We start from the raw sequence: 13,462 nt of genomic DNA, 5'->3' as shown, positions 1-13,462 counted from the left end.
CCCGGACGGTACGGAGGCCGCAGGCTCGTTCACCCCCGGCCGGCCTCCTCCTCCGGGCGAGGACCGGCGATGAAGACCACCCGGAACTTACCGATCTGCACCTCGTCACCATTGCTCAACGTGGCCGCCTCGACCCGCTCCCGGTTCACGTAGGTGCCGTTCAGGCTCCCCACGTCCCGCACCGTGAACGTCCCCGAATCCCGATGGAACTCCGCGTGCCGCCGCGACACCGTCACATCGTCCAGGAAGATGTCACTGTCCGGATGCCGGCCACTCGTCGTCACATCATGATCCAACAGGAACCGGGCACCCGCATTCGGGCCCCGACGAACCACCAGCAGCGCCATACCCGGCGGCAACGAGCCGGACATCCGACTCGGCACCACATCGGTGTCCGGACCCTCCAGCACTTCGTCCAGCGAACCGAGATTGAGCGTCGAAGTGACGTCGAGCGGGGGGAACTCGTCGCCTGGGCGCGTCATGGGACCACCTCACGGATCAGTTCGGTCAACGTCAAGGTGACGGCGGGATGGCCACCGGGCAGATCACACACCCAGCGGCTGGCTCCCCGTGCCCAGGAAGGCAATCACCCAACGCTCACCATTTTTGGGGTTCTCGGTCGACTGGGCGAGCCTAGCCAGCGCCGAAATGCAGGGCAACCGGACGCGCGGAGAACATCACCCACGCCCGGCACGACACCACTCAGTTCTCGGTGAGCTCACGGTACTCATCAGCGGACAACAAACCGTCCACCGCCGCCGGATCCGCCGGTGCGATCTCCACCAACCAACCCGCACCGTACGGATCCGAATTGATCACCTCGGGAGAATCACCCAACGCCTCGTTCCGCGCCGCCACCGTACCGCTCACCGGCGCGTAGATCTCCGACACGCTCTTGGTCGACTCGATCTCGCCCAACGACTCACCGGCCTCCACCACCACACCGGAGTCCGGCAACTGGACGAACACGATGTCACCCAACGCATCCTGCGCGAACTGGGTGATACCGACCCGGACGTTACCGCCCTCGGCACCGGCCACCCACTCGTGCTCGGCGGTGTAACGCAGACCCTCAGGAATCACCAGCGCGTCCCTCATCCATCGATACGCCGGGACGGACCCGGCGCGGCCGCGCCGGTCAGGAGACCGGACGGGCGTGTTCCAGCTTCAACGGCGCGTGCAGCGCCGAAACCTCGGCAACCTCACGCTCCTCGACGCTCACGTTACCGCCGTCACCGCGAACCGATGCGGCCACCCCGCCCGGAATGTTCAACGCGGTACGCATCGTCTCCGGATCCCCGATCACCGTGATCGTGAACGGACCCGTCAACGCCCGCCCGTCCACCACCAACACGTCCCCGGACCCGTCCAGGAAGTACGTCGAGGCGATGATCCGCACCGACGCCCGATCCCCACCGGAGATCTGCATCGCCTCCGCACCCGCACCCCGCAGCTCCTGCACCGCGTCCAGCACCCGATCCGCCCGGATCGGCTTGCCACCCGGGTCGAACCGCACCGCCAGACCCGGCCCCCGCGCCGGCAACGCACCCGACAGGATGCCCAACTCGTCGGCCCGCTTCGTCGCCTCCTGCAACGCCGCCTGCCGACCCTGCTCCCCCGACCGCAACTGCCGCTGACTGTCCTCCAGGCCCTCGATGTCCTGCTGCAACCGCTTCTCCCGGGAATCCAGATCCGAGAAGATCCGTACCAGGTCCTCCTGCCGGGTCGCCGCCAGCGTCGGATCCGTCGACGTGGTCTTCAACTGCACCACCAGCGTGAACCCCAACAACGCCAGCAACGCCGCGATCATCACCCCCGCCGACGACACCTTCCGAGCCGCCCCCGAGGACCCGGCGGACCCCGACGGCTGCGCCCCCGGCGACGCCAACTCCGCCAGATTCACCGTCGCCCCATCGTCGTCACCGGACTCCGCCGGACGACCCTCCGGCGGCTCATCCGGCACCAACGGACTCAACTCGTCCGGATCCGGCGCGTCCGGCCGCGGATCCGGCTCATCCGTCGGCCCGACCGGGTCCGCCGGCTGCGGCCACCCGGTACCCGTCTCCCGATGCTCGTCGCTCACGCCACCAACCTACGCCCGGAACAGGTGCCGGCGGATCGCCGCCACGTTGCCGAAGATCCGCACCCCCAGCACGACCACCACCCCCGTGGACAACTGACCACCCACCCCCAACTGGTCACCCAGATACACGATCAACCCGGCCACCAGGACGTTCGAGATGAACGACACCACGAACTGCTTGTCGTCGAAGATCCGGTCCAACTTCGCCCGCACCCCACCGAACACCGCGTCGAGCGCGGCCACCACCGCGATCGGCAGGTACGGCTGCAACGCCGCCGGCACCGTCGGATCAAGATAGATCCCCAGCACCACACCGGCGAGCAACGCCAGCACCGCGATCATCGGACACCTCCGGAAGAGCGGGAAGACGGACCCGGACCGGACGACCCGGTACCGGACGGACGAACAGCACCCGAACCCGTCGACGACGGACTCGGACTGACCGACGGCTCCGCGTAGCGTAGCCGTGGCTCCGGAGCGGCCGGCAGCGTGAGGTCGTCCGCCTCACGCACCTCGAACGACAACCCCGTGTCCCGGGCCACCCGACGCATCAGATACGCCGACCGGCTGTCGTCGAACTTGTCCCGCAACGACCTCGGCCCGATCGCCGACACCTCGTACGGGCTGGTCACCGGACGGAAGTCCACCAGGATCGCCGCCCCCGCCGACCGGATCGTCGACGTCGCCGTCAACCGCTGCCCGTTGATCGAGATCGCCTCCGCACCCGCGGCCCACAGGTCGTTCGCGACCTTCTGCAGATCCGAGTAGATCACCCGCGACGGCCCGGCCCCCGAGTCACCGCCCACCGCCCCGTCGTCCTGCACGGGCGCGTCGGCCAACCGCACCACCACCCCGTCCCCCCGCACCCGGCCCAGCCCGGTACCGGCCTCAAGGTTGCGCAACCGGGCCGCCTGCGAACCACTCAACGCCGCGTCCCGTTGCCGGCCGACCTCCTCGCGCAGCCGCCCGGCCCGCACGGTCATCTCGTCGGTCTCCGCCTCCCGCTGTTTGATCTGCGCGATCAACGCAGCCCGCGCCTGACTGCGACTCGGCTCGTCGGCCATCGTCTCCCGGTACGCCACCGCGAACAGGAAACCCACAGCGGCGACCACCACGATCGCCACCGCCCGCGCGGACGCACTCCGCCACCCCCTCGGCGCCGGTGCCTCCCGCCGCCGGGCCGCCGCGTCGGCATAGCCCGGATCCAACGGATTCTGGAACAGCTCGGTGAGGAAGTCCGGGGTGAACAACCGGACCGGCGGCTTCGGCCCGTCCTGCGGCGCGCTCACGCGGCGGCCCCCGAGCGGGCCGCACGGACCAACCGGGACGCCTGCATCACGTACATCGCCCCGGCCACCCAGTACAGCACCAGACCCCACCAGGCCGCCCCCCAGCCGATCGCCGCGGCGGTCGTCGCCGTCACCGACGTGGTCGTCGACGCCAGGAGCAGCACCGGGAAGGCGGCCAGCAGCATGAAGGTGGCGGTCTTGCCGAGGTAGTGCACCGGCGGCGGCCCGTAGCCGTACCGGCGCAGCACCGCCAACGACCCGAGCAGCAGCACCTCCCGTGCCAGCAGCGCCACCGTGAACTGCCACGGCACCACCTCGCGGGCGGTGAAGGCGAGCAGCGTGGCGAGGATGTAGAGCCGGTCGGCCAGCGGGTCGAGCAGCTCGCCGACCCGGCTGACCTGCCCGAGCCGGCGGGCGATCCACCCGTCCACCCAGTCGGAGGTGCCGCCGGCGGCGAGTACCACGATCGCCGCCACGTCCGCCTCCACGACCAGGAAGAGCCACAGGAACAGGGGCACGCCGAGCAAGCGGACGAAGCTGATCAGGTTCGGCAACGTCAGCACCCGGTCCGTCGCGCCGGCGTCACCACCCGATGCACGCGGATGCTCTGCCCGAGCCGGCCGACGTGACACCGAACCTCCCTCCGCAGCACGATCCGGGTGCCCACGTGGGCACCACGGTCAGCCGTGCGCTACCGGGCCGGCGAGTGCCGGCGCCTCGGTGATCCCGGGCCGGGACCTCCCCCTGATCCGGTCCGGGATGGTCGACACCCTGGGCCGGCAGCCACTATATCGGGCGCTCTCGCCTTGTCCGGCGGGACGCGTGGCCGTGGTGCCGTGGCGCGCTGAGCAACCATCCGTAAAGCGTCCTAGGACACAAGGGGACGGGAACGGCAGCGTTCAGGCGGTGCGGACGGCGGGGTCTGCCTGCGGCGGCGTCCCCGAGGCAGCCGCCTGCCCGAAGGCCAGCAACGCCAGCAGCAACTCGTGCTGGGCCCGGGGCGGCATCCGGTCCAACACCGCCTGCACCGCCCGGTGCCGCCGCTGGCGTACCTCGGCCAACAGGGTCACCGCCGCGGCGGTGAGGACCAGTCGCACCTCCCGCCGGTCCCGAGGGTCCGGGGTGCGGCGCAACAGCCCGGTGGCCTCCAACCGGTCACAGAGCCGGCTGGCCGACGAGGGCACCACGTCCAGCAGCTCGGCCAGCCCGTTGACGTTCGTCTCCGGTCGTTCCCTGATCAACGCCAGCACCCGTAGCTGGGTCGGCGGGATCGTCACCTGGTGACGGGAAGTGGCCGAGTCGAGCACGCCGACGAACGCCTCGGCCGCGGCGTCGATCGCCGCAGCAAGATCCGGAGGTCGATCCACCCGCTGTCCCCTGCGATTGTCCGCTGTCGTGTGGCGCTGACCACCGATCATCGTCCGCGCCGCCCGCACCAGTCCAGGCACACGACGACGGCGTCGTCACGTAGATCAGTGTCGGCATGATATGCGAACAGCTCGCGCATCACCGTACCAACCGCCTCCGTCGCCGGTTGCAGCCGAGTCGACCGCATCGACCGGGCCATCGCCCGCTCACCGTAGGCCTCCTGGCCACCTGGTTGCGCGTCGTACACGCCGTCGCTGACCACGAAGAGTCGATCGCCGGGCCGCACGTCGAACTCCTGCACCGTGTACCGGGTCTCGGGGAACATGCCCAACGGCAGTTGCTGTTCCAGGGCGATCCGTTCGACGGTGGTCCCCCGCAGTCGCAGCACGCGCGGCGAACCGGCGTCCACCGCCCGCACCCGGCCGGTGGCGGTGTCCACCGCCAACAGCAACGTCGCCACGTGCCGCTGGCCGCGGTGTTGGTAGAACAGGGTGTCCGAGGCCAGCTCGGCCTGCTCCACCAGGCCGCCGCCCGAGCGCCGCGCGTTGCGGATGGCGTTGACCGTGAGGGCGGTGAGCATCGCGGCGGCCAGTCCGGTGCCGGTGCCGTTGAGGACGGTCAGGGTGAGCCGCCCGGGATCGACCGACCAGTCGAAATGGTCACCACCCACGGAGTACGCCGGCTCCAGCTGCCCGGCCAACAGGAAGGCCTCGTGGGTGACGCTCCGCCCGGGCAACAGGTCCCACTGCATCTCGGCGGCCATGCTGAGTCGCTCCCGACGACGTGTCCGCCGGTAACGGTCGGTCTCCCGGTCCGCGGCCCGCAGGGTGGTGGCCAGGTCGACGGCCAGATCGGCGATCAGGTCCAGCGTCGGGCGGTCCGGGCTGTCGGCCAGCTCGACCAGGAGCACCCCCAGCCGTTCCCCCCAGGCGGTCAGCGGCACCCACACCCGACAATGCCCGCCGTCGTACGGATCGAGCACCGGTTGCTGGCTGCTGAAACAGCGTTGCGCGACGCCCTGGCCGCTGAGGGAGCCGGCAGACAGCTCCGGGTCGAGCACCGACCACAGCCCACTGATCCGGTAGTCGGCCAGGAACACGTCGACCCGTACGGCGGCGAACGTGGACCGGAGAGCCCGGTCGACGGCCTCCACGAGCTGGTCGGGTGGAGCCTCACGTAGCGCACGCGACATCGCTGCGAGCGCATCCGGCATGTTCGTCCCTCCGAGATTCTTGCTACAGGGCAAGCATCATACGGAGCGGTCACCCCACCCCGGTCCCGGGCCACCGGTGCGCCAGGTCACCGAGCAGACGGCGCTGCGCACCCCCGGTCGGCGGGTCACGAGCGGGCCGTTGCGTAGACGGCCCGTCGCACGGGTCACGAGCGGAACGGTCGGGCCCCGGCCATGGTTGCGGTATCGCCCCGCCGGGACCCGCCCGGCCGCGATACTGGCGCGGGCAGGAGGTGCGCGGGGTGAACTCGGCGAACGACGCGGCGGTGGTGGTGGGCGTGGACGGTTCGGAGCCGGCGCTGCGCGCCGTCCGGCTGGCCGCGACGGAGGCGGCGCGGCGACACCGGCCGCTACGGGTGGTGCACGGTTTCATCTGGCCGCTGCTGCGGGTGCCGATCGATCCGGTCGCCGGGAACCCACCCGGCGGCGGGTTGCGTCAGCAAGCGAAGAACCTGGTCGAGGCGGCGGTGGCCGAGGCCCGGGCGGTCAGCCCCGGGATCCGGGTGACCGGCGAGATCCTCGACGGTGAGGCCTCGGCGGTGCTGCTGGGTGAGTCACCCACCGCGGCCGTGATCGTCCTGGGCGACCGGGGCCTCGGCGGATTCACCGCCCTGGTGGTCGGTTCGGTGGCGATCCAGATCGCCACGCACGCAGACTGCCCGGTGCTGGTCGCGCGGGGCCAGGAACACGCCGGCGGCCCGGTGGTGGTCGGGGTCGACGGCGCGGCGTCCCTTGACGCGGTGGAGTACGCCGCGGCGCAGGCGTCCGCCCGGGGTGCCCGGCTGCGGGCCGTGCACGCCTACACCCATCCGGCGTCCGCCCGTCCAGGAGACATCCAACCCCTGGTGTACGACGAGGCCCGGCTGCGCGACGAGGAGGCCGACGTACTCGCCGAGAGCCTCGTCGGCCTCGCCGAACGACACCCCGACGTGCCAGTAGACGCCGAACCGGTGCGCGCCCGACCGGTCGCCGCGCTCACCGAGGCGTCCCGTCGGGCGCAGTTGGTGGTGGTGGGTGGCCGGGGCCACGGCGAGCTGACCGGTCTGCTGCTCGGGTCGGTCAGCCACGGGGTGCTGCACCACAGCGCCTGCCCGGTCGCGGTGGTGCGCAGCCCCGACTGAGCGGACCGGCGCGGTTGGCCGGACGGAGGAAGGGTAGTCGGCGCGGGTACCGCAGGCGAGGACGGACCGAGGAGGCGGCGATGCCAGGACCACGGCCAGGAAGCAACGCGTACGACAAGGAACGGGCACGGCTGCGTGACCTGGTCGAGCAGTCGGGACGCGCCTCCGACCAGGAAGCCAACCAGGTGGCCAACCGGATCCTCCAGGACGACCGGGGCCAGCGTGGCGTGGTCCGGGGCGAACGGACCTACGGCCCCAAGGGCGAACGCGAACCCGGCGACCCGAAGTGAGGCACGCGGGCACCCCGCCGACGCCCGACCCGGTCCGGCGGCGGGGTGCCCGCGTCGTGCCGCCCGGCCGGGGTGGTCCGGGTGGGGCGGCACGACGGACGCGGCCGGTAGCCCGGCGGCGGACACCACCGGGCGGTGGTCAGCCCCGGTCGCTGTGGTCGTCGGCGCGCTGCTGGCCCGGACCGTACGGGGAGGCCTGGCCACGGGGCGTCGGTCGGCCCCGGTCACCCGGCGAGGTGCCCCGGTTCGCGGGATGGCCCGTCACACCTGGGCCCTTGCTGTCCTGCACGGTCGGGTTGTTCCCGTTGCGACGCATCTCGGGCTGCTGCACGTTCGTCACGGGTGTCTCCTTCCGGATGGACGGGCACGGCCCTCCGCGCCCGCCAGCCGGTTACCCGCCACCGCCTGACGCATGCGGCCCCGGGGCATTCCGCCCCCGGGTGCAGGGCTGAGGTGCGGCAGGACGGGTAGTACCGGGAGATGGGGAACGACCGACGGGTGGCCCGGACGTTGCTGGAGCGGCACGGCCGCACCTACGCCGAGGAGGCCGGCATCACGCTGGCCGACCGGCCCGGTCCGCTCTATCAACTGCTGGTGCTCACCACGCTGCTGAGCACCCGAATCCGGGCCCAGGTGGCGGTGGCCGCCGCCCGGGAGCTGTTCGCCGCCGGCTGGCGTACGCCGCAGGCGATGGAGGCGTCACGCTGGCAGGACCGGGTGGACGCGTTGGGTCGCGGCCACTACCGCCGCTACGACGAGCGGACCGCCACGATGCTGGGCACGGGCGCCCGACTGTGTCTGGACCGCTGGCACGGTGACCTGCGGCGGTTGCACCGGGAGACCGGGGGCGAGCCGGCGGCGCTGCGGCGGGGGCTGACCGGGTTCCCCGGCATCGGCCCGACCGGGGCGGACATCTTCCTGCGGGAGGCGCAGACGGTCTGGCCGGACGTGCGCCCGTACGCCGACCGGCGCACCCTGGCCGGGGCGGAACGGCTCGGTCTGCCGGCCGACCCGCACGGGCTGGCCGGGCTGGTCGCCGAGCCGGACTTCGGTCGGCTGGCGTCGGCGCTGGTGCGGGTGGCCCTCGGCGAGGAGTCGGCCGGCGAGGTGACCCGGGCCGCCGCCGCGACCCGCTGAGAGGTGAGCTGACCCGGGCCGTGGTCGCGCCGCTCCGCCGGATCGACCGACGGCTCAGTCGACCGGTTTGTTGCCCGCCGGCTTGGTCAGGTGCCACACCAGCAGGGCGGCCAGCAGGGCCAGCAACACCACCCCACCGGAGACCCCGCCGCCCTCCTCGGTGGAGCTACGCCCGGTCACCCCGAAGTAGATCACCGCGAGACCGGCGAGCACCGCCAGGAACGTCCGCATCCCTCGATCCTTCACGCCCCGCACGGTACGAGCAGCAACACGACCGAAGTAGACGTATCGGACACGCTTCCCTCGTCCGGGCGACGCCGGGCTGGACGAGGGGCGGCAGGCCGCCGATCCGGATCAACCGCTCTCCTGCCCGGGTCAGTCGGTCTCCAGGTCGTCCAGGGAGATCGCGTGGGTCATCAACCAGCGGGCCAGCGCCGCCATGCCGAACAACCACAACGGCGCGGACTCGGTGGGTCCGTTGGTGGCGAAGATGGCGAACCGCAGGTCCGGCGCGCGGTAGGCCTCGATCCGCCAGCGGTGGTTCCGGTCCCGCCAGACCGCCGAAGGGTCCATGGCGTCACGGTAGGCGACCGGGAGCCGGCGGGAGGACGGTTCACCAGCGCGCCCCGACCGGTCGCCCCGGCACGACGCCTCGGCCGGTCAACCGGAGCCGGTCACCTCGCGGGCGTCGTCGGGCAGCCGGCGGGTCAGCCCGCGCCGGTCCAGCAGCTCCAACAGCGGCACCGCCACCCGCCGGGTGGTGTCCAGGGCCTGCCGGGCGGCGCTGAGGGTGAACGGTTGCGGCAGCCGGGCGAGCACCCGTACCGCGTCGTCGGCCGCGTCGGGCAGCAGCACCACGTTCTCCGCCAGCCGCAGTAGCGCCCCGGCCCGGACGGCGGCACCGACCTCCCGGGGCCCGAGGCCCAGCGCGGCCAGCCGGTCGGCCTCCGGCGCGCGGAACGGGTGGGCGGCGTACTCACGGCGGACCCGGTCGACCGCCCGGGCCACCGGCTCGGGCAGCCCGCCGGTGTCACCGACGCCGATCCGGCCGGCCCGTAGCGTCAACGGCGACCGGACCAACGCCTCGACCAGCGCCCGGTCGGGCAGGCCGAGCCGCTGCCGCAGCGCCTCCACCGGGGCGCCCGGCTCCAGGGGGTGCGCGGCAGCCCAGGCGGTGACCTCCTCGACCAGCCGTACCCCCAGCTGCCGCCAGTGCCCGGGGTCGGCCAGCCATTCCCCGGCGACCGGGACGGCGTCACCGGTGATCCCCATCCGGGTCAGGTCGGTGGCCCGGACGAGCCGGCGGCGGCGCAGCTCGCCGGCCAGGTCCGGACGCCCGTCCAGGTCGACGAGGACGGCGGCGCGGGCGGCGGCGGCGCCCCGCCGGGTCAGCGGCGGCGGCGCCACGTCCAGCACGGTCACCCCACCGCAGACGTGGTGCCGCCCCGGATCGCGCAGCAGCGCCCGGTCCCCGACCAGCAGCGGCAACGGACGGGCCAACCGCAGCCGCAGGGTGTCCCCGCCGAGCGGCCGGACCCGGGCCGGCACGGCCGCCGAGCCGACGTGCAGGGTCAGCGTGGCCGGCAGGTCACCGGCCGGGTCACCGGCCAGCCGCACGTCGAGCAGGCCGGTCCGGTGGAACGCGTCGGGGGTGAGCAGCGCGTCGCCCCGACCGAGCCGGTCCCGAGGCACCCCGCGCAGGTTCACCGCCACCCGGGCCACCGCCGCGACCCGCTGCTCGGCCACGCCGAGGCGGTGCAGGCCACGGACCCGGACCGGTTCGGCGCTGCCGGCGACCTCCAACTGGTCGCCGACGCGCAGGCTGCCACCGCCGAGGGTGCCGGTGACCACCGTGCCGCTGCCCCGGATGGTGAACGCCCGGTCGATCCACAGCCGCACCGGCCGGTCGGTCTCCGGCGCGGGCAACCGACCGACCAGCCGGCCCAGGGCGGCGCGCAGGTCGGGCAGGCCGGCACCGGTGACGGCACTGACCGGCACCGACTCCACCGGGCCGAGCGACGTGGCGGCGATCTCCGCCCGGGCCTGCGCCGACGCCGGTCCGGGGTCGGCCAGGTCCGCCCGGGTCACCACCAACAGCCCGTGGGACACCCCCAGGGCGTGCAGGGCGGCCAGGTGCTCGGCCGACTGCGGCATCCACCCCTCGTCGGCGGCGACGACGACCAGCGCCGCCGGCACCGGACCCACCCCGGCGAGCATGTTCGGCACGAAACGCTCGTGCCCCGGCACGTCGACGAAGGCGATCGTGTCGCCGGTGGGCAGGGCGGTCCAGGCGAAGCCCAGGTCGATGGTCATCCCCCGGCGGCGTTCCTCCGCCCACCGGTCCGGCTCCATCCCGGTCAACGCCCGGACCAGCGTGGACTTGCCGTGGTCGACGTGCCCGGCGGTGGCGACGACGTGCATCTCAGTCGGCCACCCGCAGCACCGCGTCGCACAGCGCGCCGTCGGCGTCGGCGGGGACGCAGCGCACGTCCAGCAGGAGCCGGCCCCGCACCACCCGGCCGAGCACCGGCGGATCGCCCCGGCGCAACGGTGCGGCGTACCGCTCGGGCAGGCTCAGCGCCCAGGAGTCCAGCTCGACGCCGGGTGCCCCGCCCCCACCGACCACGGCGACGCTGGGCACCACCTCGGCCTTGCGGCCCTCGACCCCGAGGGCGTCGCGCAGCCGTTCGCAGCGGTCCCGCAACACGACCGGGTCGGCGTGCAGGGCGGACCGGGTCGGGGTGTCCGGCCCGCGCAGGGTGGCCGTCAACGCGGCGAGGGTCAGCTTGTCCACCCGCAGCGCCCGGGCCAGCGGGTGCCGACGCAACCGGTCGACCAGGTCGGCGTCGCCGAGCAGCAGCCCGGCCTGCGGGCCGCCGAGGAGCTTGTCGCCGCTGGCGGTGACCAGGTGCGCACCGGCCCGCAGGGTGCCCGCGGCATCCGGCTCGGCGGGCAACAGCGGGTCGGCGGTGAGCAGGCCGGAGCCGATGTCGACCACCACCGGCACGCCGAGGGTGGCCAACTCTCCGACGTCGACGGCCGAGGTGAAGCCGGTGACCACGAAGTTGGACGGGTGCACCTTGAGCACGAAGCCGGTCTGCGGCCCGACGGCTGCGGCATAGTCGTCGCGGGTGGTGCGGTTGGTCGTGCCCACCTCCCGCAGGCGGGCGCCGGTGCTGGCCAGCAGGTCGGGCAGGCGGAACCCGTCGCCGATCTCCACCAGCTCACCCCGGCTGACCACGATCTCCCGCCCGGCCGCCAAGGCGGTCGCCGCGAGCACCAGGGCCGCCGCGCCGTTGTTGACCACGTGCACGGCGGCGGCGTCGGGCACCGCGGCGGCCAGCGCGTCCAGCGCGTCGCGTCCGCGGCGGGCCCGCCGACCGGTTTCCAGGTCCAGCTCCACGTCGGTGCAGCCGGCGGCGGCGACCAGCGCGTCGACGGCGGCGGCGGACAGCGCGGCCCGGCCGAGGTTGGTGTGCAGCACCACGCCGGTGGCGTTGAGCACCGCGCGCGGATCCGGGGCGGGCAGCGCGGCGAGGGCGGCGTCGCGTACCTCGTCGGGGGTGATCTCACCGTGCCGGGCCCGCTGCTGGGCGTGGGCGACGGCGACCTTGACCCGCGCGCGGCCGAGGGCGGCCGTCGCGGCGGCCAACCTCGGGTCGGCCAGCAGGACGTCGGTACGGGGCACCCGCCGTCGCGGATCCGTCGACGCCTCGCCCATGCGTGTCAACTCCCCCGGTGGTTGGCGGAGACGGACGGGAATCGAACCCGCCTGGCCCGGATCCCGGACCACACCAGCTTTGAAGGCTGGGAGGGGCACCAGCCGCCTGAACGCCTCCGCCTCCGAGTCAACCACAGGGCCGTCCCGGCGGCGCGGCGAGGTGTCAGACCTGCCCGGCCTCGCGGCGACGGATCCGTTCCCGCTGCGGCAGCACCGTGTACTTCGGGTCCCGCGCCGAGGCCACCCCGCCGTGGAAGATGCCGAACCGGGTGGCCACCGAGGCGGCCAGCAGCGCCGTGCCGGCCAGCGCCGACAACGCCCGGCTGCGCCGACCGACAAGCGCCCCGACCACCCCGGCGGCGGTGAGCAGCCGACCGGCACGCAGCAGCCGACCCGCCGTGCCCTCCCGGTAGGGCTCGCTGAGCAGGCCCAGCCGGGTCTCCACCGAGTGGGCGCCCCACAGCTCCAGCGCCGCCCCGGCCACCGCCATCCGCCGGGCCGGCCCGGCCTGCGCGCAGGGCGCGGCGAGCAGCCCGACGCCGGCGCCGCTGGCCAGCGCGCTGCCCGCGAAGATGGTCGGCAGCTCCGGGTACGCCTCGTGCCAGGACGGCACCGCCGTCCCGGCCAGCAGCACACCGGTGTACGTGGCCAGCGCCGGCGCGACGGCGGCGGCGGCCAACCCGGCGACCTGCCCGGCCGGGGGCAGCAGTCGACGGGCCAGCCCGGACACGCCGCGCTCCGGCAGCAGTGGTGCCCCCTCGGCGACGGCGGCGAGCCCGGCGGCCGGGCCGTAGGCGGTGAGGATCCAGGTGCCCACCGACATCGGCGAGGTCGGCTTCGCCACCCGCAGCATGTGGTGGAACCGTGAAGGCCGCCCCAGATCGTTGACCAGGAAGTACGCGCTCGCGGTGACCGCACCCAACGCGGTGACCCGGCCGGCCCGCCGCAACGCCGGCCGGCCGGTGAGCTGCCCCCCGGCGGCCAGCAGCGACGAACCCGCGGCCAGCCCACCGGTGAACAGGTAGGCCGCGATGTCCCACCGCCACACCGGGGCCTTGAGGATCGGCCGGCCGTAGTAGGAGGTGAACTCCGCCTCCGGGACCCGCAGCTCCTCGCCGCCCCGCCGACCCCGTCCGCGCCGCCGCCTGTCGACAGGCGGAACGTCACGGGGCGGTACGACGACCGGGGTGTCGGCCGGCCCTCCGGCCGGGCCGGCACCGAC

Annotated in this window: 17 protein-coding genes and 1 tRNA gene; 3 read left to right on the top strand and 15 right to left on the bottom strand. The window is 73.7% G+C overall.

All coding sequences use genetic code 11. From position 1 onward, the window contains the following. Nucleotides 1–29: 29 nt before the first annotated feature. From odhI to AC0AIB_RS19270, 8 genes are all read right to left on the bottom strand, one after another. Nucleotides 30–482, bottom strand: coding sequence for an oxoglutarate dehydrogenase inhibitor Odhl (gene odhI, locus AC0AIB_RS19305; RefSeq protein ID WP_067311506.1), 453 nt, complete (start codon nt 480–482; stop codon nt 30–32). Nucleotides 483–702: 220 nt separating this feature from the next. Then, the gene (gcvH, locus tag AC0AIB_RS19300; RefSeq protein ID WP_328347094.1) at nt 703–1,083 is read right to left on the bottom strand and encodes a glycine cleavage system protein GcvH; all 381 of its coding nucleotides are present in this window, start codon (nt 1,081–1,083) and stop codon (nt 703–705) included. 55 nt (nt 1,084–1,138) lie between these two features. Next, nucleotides 1,139–2,083 (bottom strand): DUF881 domain-containing protein, encoded by a 945-nt coding sequence (locus tag AC0AIB_RS19295; protein WP_465097190.1) that lies wholly within the window; start codon nt 2,081–2,083, stop codon nt 1,139–1,141. Between the two features lie 9 nt (nt 2,084–2,092). Beyond that, a complete protein-coding gene (locus AC0AIB_RS19290; RefSeq protein WP_067311500.1) occupies nt 2,093–2,425 on the bottom strand; it encodes a small basic family protein in 333 nt (110 codons plus the stop codon). Beyond that, on the bottom strand, nt 2,422–3,372 hold the full coding sequence (locus tag AC0AIB_RS19285) for a DUF881 domain-containing protein (protein ID WP_328347100.1): 951 nt from the start codon (nt 3,370–3,372) through the stop codon (nt 2,422–2,424). Before AC0AIB_RS19285 ends, AC0AIB_RS19290 begins: the two co-directional genes overlap by 4 nt. Next, nucleotides 3,369–4,004: a CDP-alcohol phosphatidyltransferase family protein gene (locus AC0AIB_RS19280; protein WP_328347102.1), complete on the bottom strand. Its 636-nt coding sequence runs from the start codon at nt 4,002–4,004 to the stop codon at nt 3,369–3,371. The genes AC0AIB_RS19285 and AC0AIB_RS19280 overlap by 4 nt, the downstream gene beginning before the upstream one ends. Before the next feature lie 267 nt (nt 4,005–4,271). Beyond that, on the bottom strand, nt 4,272–4,739 hold the full coding sequence (locus tag AC0AIB_RS19275) for a MarR family winged helix-turn-helix transcriptional regulator (RefSeq protein ID WP_328347104.1): 468 nt from the start codon (nt 4,737–4,739) through the stop codon (nt 4,272–4,274). 47 nt (nt 4,740–4,786) lie between these two features. Continuing rightward, the gene (locus AC0AIB_RS19270; RefSeq protein ID WP_328347106.1) at nt 4,787–5,953 is read right to left on the bottom strand and encodes a PP2C family protein-serine/threonine phosphatase; all 1,167 of its coding nucleotides are present in this window, start codon (nt 5,951–5,953) and stop codon (nt 4,787–4,789) included. Between the two features lie 260 nt (nt 5,954–6,213). Between AC0AIB_RS19270 and AC0AIB_RS19265 the strand changes: the two genes are divergently transcribed. Both AC0AIB_RS19265 and AC0AIB_RS19260 read left to right on the top strand, forming a co-directional pair. Beyond that, nucleotides 6,214–7,092, top strand: coding sequence for a universal stress protein (locus AC0AIB_RS19265; RefSeq protein ID WP_465097189.1), 879 nt, complete (start codon nt 6,214–6,216; stop codon nt 7,090–7,092). A gap of 80 nt (nt 7,093–7,172) precedes the next feature. Continuing rightward, the gene (locus AC0AIB_RS19260; protein WP_328347110.1) at nt 7,173–7,382 is read left to right on the top strand and encodes a phosphatidylethanolamine-binding protein; all 210 of its coding nucleotides are present in this window, start codon (nt 7,173–7,175) and stop codon (nt 7,380–7,382) included. Nucleotides 7,383–7,521: 139 nt separating this feature from the next. Here the strand turns inward: AC0AIB_RS19260 and AC0AIB_RS19255 are convergent, their stop codons facing one another. After that, the gene (locus AC0AIB_RS19255) at nt 7,522–7,722 is read right to left on the bottom strand and encodes a hypothetical protein (RefSeq protein ID WP_328347112.1); all 201 of its coding nucleotides are present in this window, start codon (nt 7,720–7,722) and stop codon (nt 7,522–7,524) included. Between the two features lie 140 nt (nt 7,723–7,862). On the opposite strand from AC0AIB_RS19255, the gene AC0AIB_RS19250 reads away from it, so the two are divergent. Next, nucleotides 7,863–8,519: a hypothetical protein gene (locus AC0AIB_RS19250; protein WP_465097188.1), complete on the top strand. Its 657-nt coding sequence runs from the start codon at nt 7,863–7,865 to the stop codon at nt 8,517–8,519. A 54-nt stretch (nt 8,520–8,573) separates the two neighbouring features. On the opposite strand, the gene AC0AIB_RS19245 is transcribed toward AC0AIB_RS19250, so the two are convergent. From AC0AIB_RS19245 to nrfD, 6 genes are all read right to left on the bottom strand, one after another. After that, on the bottom strand, nt 8,574–8,750 hold the full coding sequence (locus AC0AIB_RS19245) for a hypothetical protein (protein WP_328347116.1): 177 nt from the start codon (nt 8,748–8,750) through the stop codon (nt 8,574–8,576). A 144-nt stretch (nt 8,751–8,894) separates the two neighbouring features. Further along, a complete protein-coding gene (locus tag AC0AIB_RS19240; protein ID WP_091240450.1) occupies nt 8,895–9,092 on the bottom strand; it encodes a hypothetical protein in 198 nt (65 codons plus the stop codon). 87 nt (nt 9,093–9,179) lie between these two features. After that, entirely contained in the window at nt 9,180–10,940 is a 1,761-nt protein-coding gene (gene selB / locus AC0AIB_RS19235; protein WP_328347121.1) for a selenocysteine-specific translation elongation factor, read from the bottom strand. Between the two features lies 1 nt (nt 10,941). Beyond that, a complete protein-coding gene (gene selA, locus AC0AIB_RS19230) occupies nt 10,942–12,240 on the bottom strand; it encodes an L-seryl-tRNA(Sec) selenium transferase (RefSeq protein ID WP_328347123.1) in 1,299 nt (432 codons plus the stop codon). Nucleotides 12,241–12,262: 22 nt separating this feature from the next. Beyond that, nucleotides 12,263–12,358: transfer RNA gene (locus tag AC0AIB_RS19225), tRNA-Sec, on the bottom strand. Between the two features lie 45 nt (nt 12,359–12,403). Then, the gene (gene nrfD, locus AC0AIB_RS19220; protein ID WP_465097195.1) at nt 12,404–13,348 is read right to left on the bottom strand and encodes an NrfD/PsrC family molybdoenzyme membrane anchor subunit; all 945 of its coding nucleotides are present in this window, start codon (nt 13,346–13,348) and stop codon (nt 12,404–12,406) included. Between the last annotated feature and the right edge of the window lie 114 nt (nt 13,349–13,462).

The organism is Micromonospora sp. DSM 43699, assembly GCF_055517075.1.
Note: the sequence above shows the minus strand (reverse complement) of the source record. Positions and strands in the feature narration are given on the sequence as shown.